11 protein-coding genes are annotated in these 13542 nt (G+C 38.4%); 8 read left to right on the forward strand and 3 right to left on the reverse strand.

Features of this window, described 5'->3' with window-relative positions; genetic code table 11:
* Positions 1-18 precede the first annotated feature (18 nt).
* Both IM793_RS02100 and IM793_RS02105 read right to left on the reverse strand, forming a co-directional pair.
* Complete coding sequence (locus IM793_RS02100; protein ID WP_193419509.1) at positions 19-1833, reverse strand: hypothetical protein; 1815 nt, start codon at positions 1831-1833, stop codon at positions 19-21.
* Between the two features lie 67 nt (positions 1834-1900).
* Positions 1901-3688 (reverse strand): hypothetical protein, encoded by a 1788-nt coding sequence (locus IM793_RS02105; protein WP_193419510.1) that lies wholly within the window; start codon positions 3686-3688, stop codon positions 1901-1903.
* Positions 3689-4366: 678 nt separating this feature from the next.
* Here IM793_RS02105 and miaB point away from each other — a divergent pair.
* The 8 genes from miaB to IM793_RS02145 all read left to right on the forward strand — a co-directional run bounded on the left by miaB (position 4367) and on the right by IM793_RS02145 (position 12562).
* A complete protein-coding gene (gene miaB / locus IM793_RS02110; protein ID WP_193419511.1) occupies positions 4367-5782 on the forward strand; it encodes a tRNA (N6-isopentenyl adenosine(37)-C2)-methylthiotransferase MiaB in 1416 nt (471 codons plus the stop codon).
* Between the two features lie 77 nt (positions 5783-5859).
* Complete coding sequence (locus IM793_RS02115; RefSeq protein ID WP_193419512.1) at positions 5860-7104, forward strand: sigma-54-dependent Fis family transcriptional regulator; 1245 nt, start codon at positions 5860-5862, stop codon at positions 7102-7104.
* A gap of 68 nt (positions 7105-7172) precedes the next feature.
* On the forward strand, positions 7173-7688 hold the full coding sequence (locus IM793_RS02120; RefSeq protein WP_370629749.1) for an LptE family protein: 516 nt from the start codon (positions 7173-7175) through the stop codon (positions 7686-7688).
* A 74-nt stretch (positions 7689-7762) separates the two neighbouring features.
* Complete coding sequence (locus tag IM793_RS02125; RefSeq protein WP_193419513.1) at positions 7763-8821, forward strand: hypothetical protein; 1059 nt, start codon at positions 7763-7765, stop codon at positions 8819-8821.
* 14 nt (positions 8822-8835) lie between these two features.
* On the forward strand, positions 8836-9198 hold the full coding sequence (gene secG, locus IM793_RS02130) for a preprotein translocase subunit SecG (protein ID WP_132395957.1): 363 nt from the start codon (positions 8836-8838) through the stop codon (positions 9196-9198).
* Positions 9199-9332: 134 nt separating this feature from the next.
* Positions 9333-10358 carry a cell wall metabolism sensor histidine kinase WalK gene (locus tag IM793_RS02135; RefSeq protein ID WP_193419514.1) on the forward strand — a complete coding sequence of 342 codons (1026 nt, stop codon included), beginning with the start codon at positions 9333-9335 and terminating at the stop codon, positions 10356-10358.
* 539 nt (positions 10359-10897) lie between these two features.
* Positions 10898-11539 (forward strand): DUF47 domain-containing protein, encoded by a 642-nt coding sequence (locus tag IM793_RS02140; protein ID WP_193419515.1) that lies wholly within the window; start codon positions 10898-10900, stop codon positions 11537-11539.
* Positions 11540-11551: 12 nt separating this feature from the next.
* A complete protein-coding gene (locus IM793_RS02145; RefSeq protein ID WP_193419516.1) occupies positions 11552-12562 on the forward strand; it encodes an inorganic phosphate transporter in 1011 nt (336 codons plus the stop codon).
* 323 nt (positions 12563-12885) lie between these two features.
* Here IM793_RS02145 and IM793_RS02150 read toward each other — a convergent pair whose 3' ends face one another.
* A complete protein-coding gene (locus tag IM793_RS02150; RefSeq protein ID WP_193419517.1) occupies positions 12886-13500 on the reverse strand; it encodes an FMN-binding negative transcriptional regulator in 615 nt (204 codons plus the stop codon).
* Positions 13501-13542 lie beyond the last annotated feature (42 nt).

Here is a 13542-nt window from a genome sequence, read left to right on the forward strand (position 1 = left end):
AGAAAAGGTTACAACATGTTATCGCTTTTCATTTTGTTCCCGTTCACGCTTTATCCGGCGCTCTAACCGTTTCTGTTTCCTTTGGATATGATTGGCCCGCATGGCTTTAAACTTTGCAATATGCTCACGTACTTCATTCTGCTTTTCTTCCGTAATACCGATGCTATATTTTATGCCTGTAAAAAGGCTCTTCCAGATCATGTTGAAAAAAGAGGAATTTGAAGGCCTGCTGTAATTTACGGTTACAGGTACCAGCTTGCCATCTGCACCCGGGTTTTCAGATTTTATGATTAAAGCATTGGCTAAGAAAGAAAGAAAACCGCGGGTAACCAGGTGATCTTTTTCGGGATCATTTTTCATCAATGCAACAGAAAGGTCATAGTAGGAAAATGCTACCGTTCCTTTTGTGCCTGAATCGTTTGCTTTAAAATCGAACTTTAATTTATCTACATTCCCCCGGTTAATACGTACCAGGCCAAGTGGTTTGGTAATCTGATTTAAAATCCGCGCATTAAAATTTTGTAAAACCCCATGGTAAGAGAATGCACCATCTTTAGCAGTAAGATTAAACATAAAGTTCACATCAAGTTTTCCCTGGCCAAATAAATAAGTATTTAAGTTAACCTCCATGATTGGGTTTATGGCCTTAATATTATCAAGGTTGGTGGCGTTTTTTATAATTCCTGAGGTGTTTTCAAAGCTGATCCGTCCTCTTTGATTGCTTTCACTGTTAAAAACTGAATAGTTAACGTTTACATCCTTCAGCTGGATTTTCTGGATCAGAATAGGCGCACGAACAAGCTGCAAAAGCTGATGGGGAAATTTACCGATCTTATTCTCCTGTGGTTTACCCGGGAGCCCATTTTGGTTAAAAACAGATATAAAACCGTTAGCAATGGCCATTTCTTTTGCCCACAGCTCCTGTTTGCTGATGTATAGCGGTAAGTCGATGCCGTTGAGCATAATATCGCGCATGCCAATATCAAAACGTTCTCTTGCATAACCTGCAACCTTACCGAATTTCATTTCATCATATAATGGAACCAGCGCAAAGCTATTAATCCTTAGCCTACCTGTAGTAGCCCTGAAATCAAGCTGATCAAGCTTAATGTCGTACATTTTATCAGGCGTACGGTACACATAGTTATTCAGGTTGATAACGATATCTTTTAGCAGGTAAAACCGGCTCGGATCATCTGCAGAGGTAGAATCAACCAGCAAATCGGTTAGCGTAATGTTAAGGTCATCAATAGCGAAAGGTACCGAATTGGGTACATTTTTATTCACATACTTAAAGCTTACATCTTTAAAACGGATGGTTTTAATGCTAAACTCTTTCAGGTTTTTGGAGATAATCTCGTAAGGTGATTTAATGGGCCTTGGCGCACGACCTTCGTTAAAAGCAAATTGCTGATTAACCATAGTTACCTTAGGTTTATCAAATATGATTTCCTCTACCTGCAGTTTTTTTTCGCGGTATAAGGTTAACGGGTGGAAGCGCTTCACCACCAGTTTTTTTAAAGAAACAGTATATAAATTGTTTGGCGCTCTTTTTAAGGCAATGAGCTGCTTAAACCGATTGGTATCAGGTGTTATTTTTACGTTCTGTAAAGTGGCATTGCCCGTAAAAACATTGGTAGAAACCTTGGTAAAACTAATGGTATATAAACTATCGGTTGATTTATAGAGCAGTGTTTTGATCCTATCGGTTAAGATCGGGCGCGACTTCACATTTAACAACCAGGCTATACCTGCAAGTACGATAAAAACACTGAGTAATGTACACGCAATCCATTTAAAAACTTTATAACGGTATCTTCTGGTATCAGGCATTAAAAAATGAAAGGCTGTGGTTTTATTAGCAATATACGGTTATAAACATATATTTGAAAAATGTAGGTCAGTTTTTTTCTCTCCTCGCTTTTCGTGCAGCCTTTCTATCTGCCCGTTTTTGTTCTCTTATTTTTTTTGCAATTACTTTTTGCTGTTTTACCGGATTTTTTTCGGGCACTACGCCAACGCCTACAATATCTTTTATCCCCACGAAAACTGTTTTCCACATCAGGTTAAAAAAGGAAGCCGAATTAATCCTGGTGTTGGTCATACTTGCCGTTCTTGGCGCTTCACCTTTTTGTGGATTTTCATCTTTAACTAAAATGGTGTTAGCCAAAAAAGATAGGAAATCTTTTTTCTTTGTTCCTTCCCCATCAATATTATCCGATAGTAATTTCACCTTTAAATTGGTGTACAACATACTCATCGATCCCGTTGCAGATCTTAAATTTCCGTTCGCCTTAAAATCAACCTGTTGTATGTTGCCACTTTCTATTTCAACCAGCCCCAGCGCTTTAGACAATGGATTTAGGTTTTTCATATCAAATTTGCCCAAACGCCCGCTGTAGGTAAAAGCGCCATTTTTATCGGTTAAATTGAAATCAATTTTTACATTCAGCTTTCCGGTGCCCATTAAAAGTGTGTTTAAATCTGCCAGGGCGTGGTTCTTTTTAAGCAATTGTAAGCTATCGTTGGTTATATTTAAAATATTTCCTGTTAAGGCTTTAAAGTCAACCGATCCGGTTTTTTTACTTGCAGGGTTAAACTCAGCATATTTAAGATGAATATCTTTCAGCTTTACCGTATCAATAAAGATGGGCATGTTCAACCTTTTCAATGCCATATGTGGATAGTTTTGGCCTTTATCAAAGCCCGGCGGCGGTGGCGATTCGCGGCTCATAAAAACTTCTACATTTGCCGGGCCTATCTTCAACGATTTTGCATGTAGTTTCTCGTCGGTATTTAAACCAATAAAATCCACGCCATTAAATTCTATTTTATCAAAGCTTAAATTGTATCGGTCTTTCTGAATATTGTATTTTCTTGCAAAAGTAAGTTCATCGTACAATGGCGTAAGTTTAAATCCGCTAACCGCTATTTTTTTTGATGCAGTAGAGCCTTTAATGGTATCCACTTTCATAGAGTACATTTTATCTTTCGTTATCGATTTATAACCTGCAATCTGAAATGATGCATCTTTTGTATAGTAAAATCTCGTTGTATCACTGCCTGAAAGCGAATCCAATAAGAAATCATTGATGTTAATATCAAGGTGTTTGATCGAGTTTTTGGTTTTTTTTGCAGCGGTTTTGTTGATATAATCAAAATCTGCATCTATAATTTTGATGCTTTTAACATGTACCGATTTAAAGGTTTTGGAAATCTGCTCATAAAGCGATTTTTCATCTTTTATGCTGCCTGGTTTCCTGGTTACTTTATTAAAAATCATGTTGATAGATGGCTTTTGTAAAAGGATTTCCTTCACATCTATCCGCTTTTTAAAGTAGGCCGTTAATATGCCTACACGGCTAATCTGCAGTTTCTTTAATTTAAGTTCGAAAGTATGGGCGGGAGCCAATTGTTTTTTATTTAAGCTATCAAAAACAGCCGTATCGGGTGTTAAAACAACGTCGCGCAAGGCTAAGCTACCAGTAATTACATTTAAGTTAATGCTTTTAAAATCTATTCTATATAAATGATGGGAGCCATTATACACACCCGCCTTAATTTTTTCGGTCAATATCGGCTTCCATCTGGCGCTTAAAAACATAGCCCCAAATGCAACTATTAAGATCAATATGCCGAATATGCTTCCTATCCAGATCCAAATTTTATTTCTATGTTGAGCTGTCATTTATTATGGCTTATCAATAGGTAACATATAGAAGAGCGAAAGGTTTTTTTAGTGGCAAGGCAAAAAACTAAAGCAGAAAGACCAAAGAGGAGGTATTGTTGGATGCTTTATTAATAAAGTTGTTTTTTGGGAGCGCAAGGGCAGGATAAGTAACATCGTTTGTTCCTGTGCTACGCTTGTAGGCTTCGGCCGTCGTACCTCCTGGCCTGCAGGGTACCGATCAATATCATCAATTTAAGGTTTTTAACCACAGATGTACACAGATAAACACTGATTTTTATATCTGTGTGCATCCTTTTTATCTGTGGTTAAATTATGCCTACCTAAGCCGAGGGCTTAACTTAATAACATTGTGGTACCGCGCTTTCGCCAAGGGCTAAATTGGTTAGGCCTGTGGTACGGAAAAACCCTCATAGTAGCAAAAACAGCTATAATCTAAACCCGACCGTAGCGGGATGCCACAATTTTTTCAATTGGGGCAGAAGCGGGGCTATAGTCTTCCAAAAGCATAGAACCGTACATTCCCAAAAAACGTTATCAGTATGTAAAAATGTAGATTAATAGGGCCTGCTTACTGTTTTATCATAATCATACTGTAAACATTTAAACAAACTATGTCAATTTGTCACTTTTAATTATATTTATGTATTTTTGCAATCCCCAAAATGTTTTTAAATAATGATTGATTTACAAGTACAGGATAAGACGCACGATGAAACCAGGCAAGGTGAAGCTTTAATTTTAGATACCCCGATTAAAGCCGATGCCCGTAAATTATACATCGAAAGTTACGGTTGTGCAATGAATTTTGCTGATAGTGAAATCGTTGCCTCTATTTTATCCGAAACTGGATTTGAAACCACAGGGGATTACCACCAGGCTGATGTAATCTTCATTAATACCTGCTCGATCCGCGAAAACGCAGAAACGAGGGTTAGGAACCGACTATCGCAGTTTGGTGTCGAAAAACGCCGCAATCCGAAATTAATTGTTGGAGTTTTGGGCTGCATGGCAGAACGTTTAAAATCTAAATTTTTAGAAGAAGAACGTTTGGTTGATGTAGTAGTTGGGCCCGATGCTTACCGTGATCTACCTAACTTAATTGAGCAGGTTGAAAGTGGGCATAAGGCCGTTAATGTTTTATTGTCTCGCGAAGAAACCTATGCTGATATTAGTCCGGTCCGTTTAAACAGCAACGGAATAACCGCTTTTATTTCCATTACCCGTGGTTGTAATAACATGTGTTCTTTCTGTGTGGTTCCTTTTACCCGTGGCCGCGAGCGAAGTCGCGATGCCCATTCTATTGTAGAAGAAGCAAGGGGTTTATTTGAAGCCGGTTACCGGGAGGTTACACTTTTGGGCCAAAACGTAGATTCGTACACCTGGACATCAGAGGATGGAACAGAAACCGTTAACTTTGCGCAGCTTTTGGAGCAAACAGCATTGGTTAGCCCGGATTTAAGGGTGCGTTTCTCTACTTCACATCCAAAAGATATTACCGACGAAGTTTTGCATACCATTGCTAAATACGATAACATCTGTAATTATATCCACTTGCCTGTCCAATCAGGAAATACCCGCATATTGGAGTTAATGAACAGGACTTATACCCGTGAATGGTATATCAATCGTATTGACGCCATCCGCAATATTATTCCGGGTTGTGCAATTTCTACCGATATCATCGCAGGTTTCTGTACAGAAACTGAAGAGGAACACGAGGAAACCCTGAGCATGATGGATTATGTGCAATATGATTTTGCGTATAACTTCACTTATTCTGAAAGACCAGGGACTTTAGCCGCCCGTAAATTGGAAGATGATATTCCTGAAGAAGTGAAAAAACGCCGTTTAGCGGAGATTTTGGCCAAACAACAGGCACATTCGTTAATGCGTTTGCAAGAATGGGTGGGTAAAACTGTTCGGGTTTTGATTGAAGGCACTTCTAAGAAATCTGATCTCGATTACTGCGGAAGAGGAGATAGCGGAGCAATGGCCATTTTCCCTGCAATTGATGGCGTTAAACCGGGTCAGTATGCAAATGTGTATATCGAGAAATGTACATCTGCTACGTTAATTGGTAAAATAGTCTAAAAAAGGTGGAGGGTAGAAGGTAAGGGGCGTAAGGTCTCATATCTCATATCTCAAATCTCAATACTCAAATCTAAAGAATGGATACACAAAATATTAAACAACGGTTCGGTATTATTGGCAATTCGCCTCTACTTAACCGTGCCATAGACATTGCAAGCCAGGTAGCACCAACTGATATGTCGGTGTTGATAACAGGCGAAAGTGGTAGTGGTAAAGAGGTATTCTCGCAGATTATCCATCAAATGAGTGCGCGTAAACACGGTGCCTTTATTGCGGTAAACTGTGGCGCCATTCCCGAAGGAACGATAGATTCTGAGCTTTTCGGTCACGAAAAAGGATCATTTACCGGTGCGCACGAAGCCCGTAAAGGTTACTTTGAAGTAGCAAACGGCGGTACCATCTTTTTAGACGAGGTTGCTGAACTGCCTTTGGGTACACAGGCCCGTTTATTGCGTATTTTAGAAAGTGGCGAATATTTGCGCGTGGGTTCGTCTAAAGTACAGAAAACAGATGTCCGCATTATTGCAGCAACTAATGTTGATGTATATAACCGCGTTAAGAACGGAAAATTTCGGGAAGATTTATATTACAGGTTAAATACTGTTCCATTGCGCATACCGGCTTTGCAAGAGCGTAAAGAAGATATTTATTTATTATTCAGAAAATTCGCTGCCGATTTTAGTGATAAATACCGTAGTCCGGCGTTACACCTCGAACCAGATGCCGTTCAGATTTTAACCAATTACAGCTGGCCGGGTAATGTTCGCCAGTTAAAAAATATTGCTGAGCAAATCTGTGTATTGGAAAAAGACCGGAATGTTACCGGACCGGCCATTTTAAACTATATCCCGAACGAAGCTGGAAGTAATTTGCCAATGGCGATTAACGCTCAGTCGAAAGAAGATTTTACAGAAAGAGATATTTTGTACAAAGTTCTTTTCGATATGAAAAAGGATATGGTTGAGCTTAAAAAACTCGTTGCCGAAATTATTCAGCACGGCGGAAATACCGCTACCGTTTTGGCAGATAATCCGCAATATATCAATCAGCTGTACCGCGATGTAGAATTGCCGTCAGGCCAGGAGCATGCTTTTACCATTCAGCAACCTACACCAGGCAATAATAACAACAACAATAACAATGCTGATTATTTTGCGCACGAGGCAGAAGAGGTAGAAGAATCTTTGTCGTTAGTGGATAAAGAATCAGATCTGATTAAAAAAGCATTAAAAAAACACAAGGGTAAACGTAAGTTTGCTGCTCAGGAACTGGGTATTTCAGAACGTACTTTGTACAGGAAGATTAAAGAATTGAACCTGTAATTTTAAAATTGCTTATTTCAATCTCCAGCGAAAGCACATTTCCCAAAACTTAGATAACATTTTCGATAATGATGAAAATTAGAATATTTACCTTAATCCTGCTTGCCTCGGTTTTTAGCGCATGCTCTTATAAATTTAGTGGAGCATCAACAACAGGTTTAAAAACGGTGGTGGTTCGGGTATTTGAAAATAATGCACCGTTAGTGGTACCAACATTGAGTAACCAGATTACAGAATCGTTAAAAAGCCGGATACGTAACCAAACCAAATTGATTATTTCTCCAACAGGTGAAGGAGATGCATCATTTGAGGGAAGAATAACAGGTTACGATATTAAACCGGTTGCGCTTCAAAATAGTGCTACACCAACCTCGGGTGCAAACAGATTAACCATAACTGTTTCGGTAAAGTATAAGAATAATATAAAAGAGCACGAAAAAGAAAGTTTTGAGGAGAGTTTTACCAGGTATTTTGATTTTCCCATTAACGGGGCACCAATTCAGACCTTATTGCCTGGAGCTATCGAAAATATTAACAAACAATTATCCGAAGATATTTTTAACCGTGCATTTGCGCAGTGGTAAATAAAGCAGGATTCTAAAAGACAAAATTTTCAAAACCCGTCTACATTTTTTTAACTTAGCGGCAAACCTTGATAATGGATAACAAAAAGCTACTGGCAGATTTACTCGCGCAACCTGGAAAGGTTAGGCCAGAGCATGCATCCATGTTGCAGGAAATGGTGCAGCAATTTCCATATTCACAGCCCATCCATTTACTTTTGGCCAAAGCTAATGCTTCATTTATTCCAAAAGCTGCATTATATGGTCAGGGGAATGTGTTGTTCCATGTACTAAATATGGTTTCAGTCCACGAGGCCCAGCAAGAAGAGGAGGCTGAAATTAATGTAGTCGTTACCGAACATCCACAGGATGAACCGGAAGTTTTTGAAGAAACAGATGAATCTACAGATGAAATTACTTCATCTGCCAATCAGGACATAAGCATAGAAACACCAAGCCGCCTGCCAGGCATTGAGAACCATTTAATGGACTTGCCTGCAGATGATGATTCTTTTATTGAAAGTGTAGCTGCTACAGATTTCTTCGCTTTTGAACAAAAGTTAAGTACCGATGTGGTTACAACCGCACCAGAAATTGAAACTGTTGTTCCTGACGAGCCTGAAAGAAATTTTGTTTCACAATATAACGACGATAAGCTTCCATACACGTTTTTATGGTGGTTGGCTAAAACCCGTAAAGAGCACGAGCAGATTTTTCAGCCTTATGCTCATCCTAACGCCGGTAATGTAAAACCACAGCCACAAAATAACCAACATCAAGAAAGAGCTGAGTTTCAACAGCAGTATGTGGAGCATATCTTTCACATCCAAACTCCTTTCGAGGTAGCCGATCATTTAGCAGAATATCCTTCTGCCGAAATTAAAGATGCAAAGGGTGCCGAAATCATTGAGAAATTCTTAAAAGAAGATCCAACCATCAAGCCTCCTAAGCCAGAACAGATAGACAATGAAAATAAGGCAAAGAAAAGCGCAGAAGACAATTACGACCTTGTTTCGGAGACTTTAGCTAAGATTTATATCGAGCAAATGCTTTATCACAAAGCCATAGATACTTATAAAAAATTAAGTTTGAAATATCCGGAAAAAAGCCGTTACTTTGCCGACCTTATCCAATCTATAGAAAAGAAATTTTAAAATATAATATTACCATGGTAACCTTTTTAATCATTTTATTAATTATTGCGTGTGTAGCCTTAGGCTTATTTGTTTTGATACAAAATCCTAAAGGTGGAGGTTTAGCTACAGGCGGTGGCGGCAGTAACATGTTTGGTGTACAACGTACCGGCGATGTTTTAGAAAAAGGATCTTGGGTATTGTTAACCTTAATCGTAGTGTTAACCCTTGCCGTTACTACAATTGCTAAAACCAGTGGCGGTAGTGCTGCAGTTGGAAACTCTGCTATTCAGGAGCGTTTAGATAAAACACCATCACCATCTCCACTTGGCGGAAATTTAAACAGCACTAAGCCTGCAGCTTCGACTCCGGCTAAAACAGATTCGACAAAGAAATAAGTAATACTTACCCGTATTTTAGAAAGCTTTCCTCAAAAGGGAAAGCTTTTTTGCTTTTAACATTCCGTAAAAAAATGAATCAATCCCCTTTATCTCTTAACACACATTTAACATAAAAAGCTTTAAATTGCAGCATGAAATTAAGTGTGCTGGTTCTATTTACTGCTCTCGCCGTTGGTCTTTCCATCGGGATGGTTAATTTTTATTTTCAGCATAGCCTGTATTATATGGCTATTTCTTTTGGCGTGTCGTTTTTATGCAGTTTTTTGGTTTTTTATTATTTGCTTGAGAAGTATATCTACACCAAAATTAAACTCATCTACAAGCTCATCCATAACCTTAAATTAGGTAAAGATTTAAAAGATGCACTTGGCGAGTATGTGAGTTCAGATCCGATTAATGATGTAGAGCAAGAAGTAAAAGAGTGGGCAGGTGCAAAGAAAAAAGAAATAGATTTATTAAAAAAACAGGAACAGTTTAGAAGAGAGTTTCTTTCAAATGTTTCGCATGAATTTAAAACCCCGCTTTTTGCTATTCAGGGTTATATCGAAACCTTACAGGATTGCCTGGTAGATGATCCTGATCAAGCCGTTTTATTTCTAAAAAAAGCAGAAAATAATGTAGAGCGATTGAGTTATTTAATTAATGATTTAGACGTTATATCAAAGTTAGAAACGGGCGAATCGCCAATTAACTATCAAAAATTCGATTTTGTGCAATTGGCAAAAGAGGTAATGGAAAACCTTGAAGATCGCGCCCAAGCTAAAAACATTAAACTCTTTTTTAAAGATAAGTATACTGCAATTACCTTAGTTTCTGCCGATCGCGAAAAGATCAGGCAGGTTCTGATTAACTTAATGGTAAATAGCATTAAGTACGGCATTGATGGCGGGGAAACGGCCATTAAGATTTTTGAACTGCACGACCAGGTTTTGATAGAAGTTACTGATAACGGTATTGGGATTGAAGAAAAACACTTGTCACGCTTATTTGAACGGTTTTACCGCATTGATACCCACCGTGCGAGAGAAGTAGGGGGCACGGGTTTAGGCCTAGCCATTGTGAAACATATTTTAGAGGCACACCAACAAACCATTTCGGTAAGAAGTACACCTGGTATAGGTACTACCTTTGCCTTTACGTTACAAAAGGGTGGCTAGATTTAACCGCAGAGAGCACTGAGAATGTCGCAAAGAGTAAAAAGTTATTTAGAGAAATTAACTACAGAGTAAGCAGAGAAAATCACAGAGAATATAGAGTTAGTTGAAAGGCTTTTAACTATATAAGAAATTAAAGAAAAGTCCAAGTTCCGTTTATTTCCAACTCTGAAGGGGCTTCCCTTTGGAGGGTGCAGGAGGAGGGATTATGATCCCAATCATTTTCCTAAGAACATTTTACTCCGGTTGCTAAACCCGATATTAGCGAATATCCTGATTTAAGCGGTCATCTTAACTATTTTATGGTGCGCATGCTATTTCGCACAGGTTTCATCGAGATAAAGCATTTTAAAGAGACCATTGTAACTGAAGAACTTGTTCCGTAATGTTTCCAAAAAACCTATTTATTTCATTGTCAGCTATCTGAAAGTATAGAAATAACGCTTGCCTGACTAAATAAGGTGATAATTAGTTAATATAATTAAGAAATTAACATTAACTTAACATTGGGCTTGTAGCTTTGCAACATATTAAAAATTAACATGAACAATATTTTTAAGTTCTTTACACCTCAAGACAAAAAGTTTCATCCACTTTTCGAACAAGCAGGTAGCAACGCATTAAAAATTGCTGAAACCCTTTTAGAAATGGTTAGCACGGCTGATGCTGAAAGCAGAAAAACAATTTTTAAGGAAATTGAGCGCTTAGAGCACGTTGGTGATGATATTACCCATTCAATTTTTCTTGAGTTGAGCAGGAACTTTATCACTCCATTTGATAGAGAAGATATTCACCAATTGGCAACCGCCGTTGATGATGTTGCCGATTATATTTATGGTACTGCAAACCGTATGCAGATGTACAACATGAACACCATTAACGAGCCAATTGTTAAAATTGCTGAGCTTTTGGTAGAAATGTGTACCGATATTGATAAAGCAATTAAAGAATTACGCAGTTTCAAAAACATCCGTGTAATTGCTGATGCTTGTATCCGTATCAACAGCGGCGAAAACCAGGCTGATTATGTATTTACATTAGCAGTTGCGCGTTTGTTTGAGTATGAAACCAATGCGATTGAATTAATTAAACAAAAAGAGGTTTTACAAACGATAGAAAAAGCAACAGATAAGTGTGAGGATGTGGCAAATGTGCTTGAAACTATCTTGGTTAAAAACGCTTAATAAAAAACAAACATGGTAACTACCTTATTGGTTGTTGTTGTAATTCTGGCTATTGCTTTCGATTACATTAACGGCTTTCACGATGCCGCTAACTCGATTGCAACAGTTGTTTCTACAAAAGTTCTTACGCCTTTTCAGGCAGTTTTGTGGGCTGCGTTATTCAATTTCGCTGCCTACTTTTATTTTACCGACCACAAAGTGGCCAATACTGTTGCTAAAACGGTAATTGAAAATTATATCACTTTAGAAGTTATTCTTGCAGGTTTAATTGCTGCCATTATCTGGAACCTTTTAACCTGGTGGTATGGTATTCCATCAAGTTCATCGCACACTTTAATTGGTGGTTTTGCTGGTGCAGGCATGACACATGCTTTACTTACAGGCGCTAGTCCGCTTGACGCTGTAAATATGGGTTATGTAATAAAAATCGTTTCTTTCATTGTTTTGGCACCAATAATCGGTATGGTAATATCGGTGGTATTAACACTGATCATTATCAATATCTGTCGTTATGCTAAGCCGGCAACTGCTGAGAAATGGTTTAAACGATTACAGTTATTATCATCTGCGGCATTGAGTTTCTTCCATGGCGGTAACGATGCTCAAAAGGTAATGGGTATTATTGCAACAGCATTAATTGCATCGAAAGTAATTCCAAATTTTGAATCTATGCCTACTTGGGTGCCTATTTGCTGTTATTCGGCAATCTCCTTAGGTACCATGAGTGGCGGCTGGAAAATTGTGAAAACAATGGGCTCAAAAATTACTAAAGTTACAGCACTTGAGGGCGTTGCTGCTGAAGGTGCAGGTGCGATTACATTAGGTATTACAGAACATTTCGGTATCCCGGTTTCTACTACGCACACCATTACGGGGTCGATTGTGGGTGTGGGTGTAGTGAAAAGTGTTTCTGCAGTACGTTGGGGGGTAACCATCAACTTAATCTGGGCATGGATTTTAACCATTCCGGTTTCGGCTACATTAGCAGCCATTATTTATGCCGTAATTTATTACTTAAAATAAAAACAAAATCTTTTAATATACTCAGAAGACCAAGGCATTAGCTTTGGTCTTTTTTTGTTTGGTGTTTTTTACCGCAAAGAGCGCTAAGTTTTCGCAAAGCGATGTTTTGTTTTACCACAGAGGGCATTGAGTTTACACAGAGCAAACAGGGAAGGTTGTCACGATCCAATAGCTATCGGATGTAGTTGCAGTCCCGAACTTTGGGGAGAGAGCTATAAGTAAAAATATGCTGTGATAATCTGTGTTTTCGAGGCAAGTCTTCGACTCCGCTCAGACTGACAAAAGCCACTCTGCGCACTCTGTGGTAAAAAATAGGTGATATTTTACAAATTCTTCTTCATTTCCTTTGCTACTTCTTTTGCAACCGGATCTTCACTTTTCTCCAGATTTGCTATAATACTTTCCTGATTTTTTGTTGAGTGGTTTTGGCTCATTTTAAAAACATGGTCGATGTGCTTCACCAAAACTTCGAATCCTGTAATTGCCTTTAAATGCTTCTGAATATATGCTTCATCCATTTTATTAAATGCAGCAGGACTTGTTTCAGGATTTTCATACTGATTTGTTAGTTCTTTTACGACCTGATAAGTTTCTTCAGAATCCATGAGTCTGATAGAGCCTTTGGCCTGAACCGTTTTATAATTCCAGGTAGAAACTGAGGCAGGTTTTTCATAAACTGATGCGCTGATATAAGCATGAGCACCGGTAAAAACAGCCATCACGCTCGGATTTTGCTCAAATGCCCTATAATGATCGGTTTTGGTCATGATGTGGCCGATAAGTTTTATCGAATCGTTATGGATTACGGTTTGAACCGGTACCTGTGTAACAACCGGATATTCGCCATCAAAGCCGATTAATGTGACAAAATTATTTTGTTGCATAAACTCAAGAATTTCATCTTGATTGCCTGCTGAAGAATATGAAGTTTTGTACATGAGGTATGCTTTTTTGCGGCAGAGGCCATTGAATTTTACACA

It is taken from the genome of Pedobacter sp. MR2016-19 (genome assembly GCF_014947265.1).
GTDB lineage: Bacteria > Bacteroidota > Bacteroidia > Sphingobacteriales > Sphingobacteriaceae > Pedobacter.

Bases quoted from the DNA above. Each gene is read 5' to 3' on its own strand.
- IM793_RS02100 (WP_193419509.1), bottom strand. From the start codon at position 1,833: ATGCCTGATACCAGAAGATACCGTTATAAAGTTTTTAAATGGATTGCG.
- IM793_RS02105 (WP_193419510.1), bottom strand. From the start codon at position 3,688: ATGACAGCTCAACATAGAAATAAAATTTGGATCTGGATAGGAAGCATA.
- miaB (WP_193419511.1), top strand. From the start codon at position 4,367: ATGATTGATTTACAAGTACAGGATAAGACGCACGATGAAACCAGGCAA.
- IM793_RS02115 (WP_193419512.1), top strand. From the start codon at position 5,860: ATGGATACACAAAATATTAAACAACGGTTCGGTATTATTGGCAATTCG.
- IM793_RS02120 (WP_370629749.1), top strand. From the start codon at position 7,173: ATGATGAAAATTAGAATATTTACCTTAATCCTGCTTGCCTCGGTTTTT.
- IM793_RS02125 (WP_193419513.1), top strand. From the start codon at position 7,763: ATGGATAACAAAAAGCTACTGGCAGATTTACTCGCGCAACCTGGAAAG.
- secG (WP_132395957.1), top strand. From the start codon at position 8,836: ATGGTAACCTTTTTAATCATTTTATTAATTATTGCGTGTGTAGCCTTA.
- IM793_RS02135 (WP_193419514.1), top strand. From the start codon at position 9,333: ATGAAATTAAGTGTGCTGGTTCTATTTACTGCTCTCGCCGTTGGTCTT.
- IM793_RS02140 (WP_193419515.1), top strand. From the start codon at position 10,898: ATGAACAATATTTTTAAGTTCTTTACACCTCAAGACAAAAAGTTTCAT.
- IM793_RS02145 (WP_193419516.1), top strand. From the start codon at position 11,552: ATGGTAACTACCTTATTGGTTGTTGTTGTAATTCTGGCTATTGCTTTC.
- IM793_RS02150 (WP_193419517.1), bottom strand. From the start codon at position 13,500: ATGTACAAAACTTCATATTCTTCAGCAGGCAATCAAGATGAAATTCTT.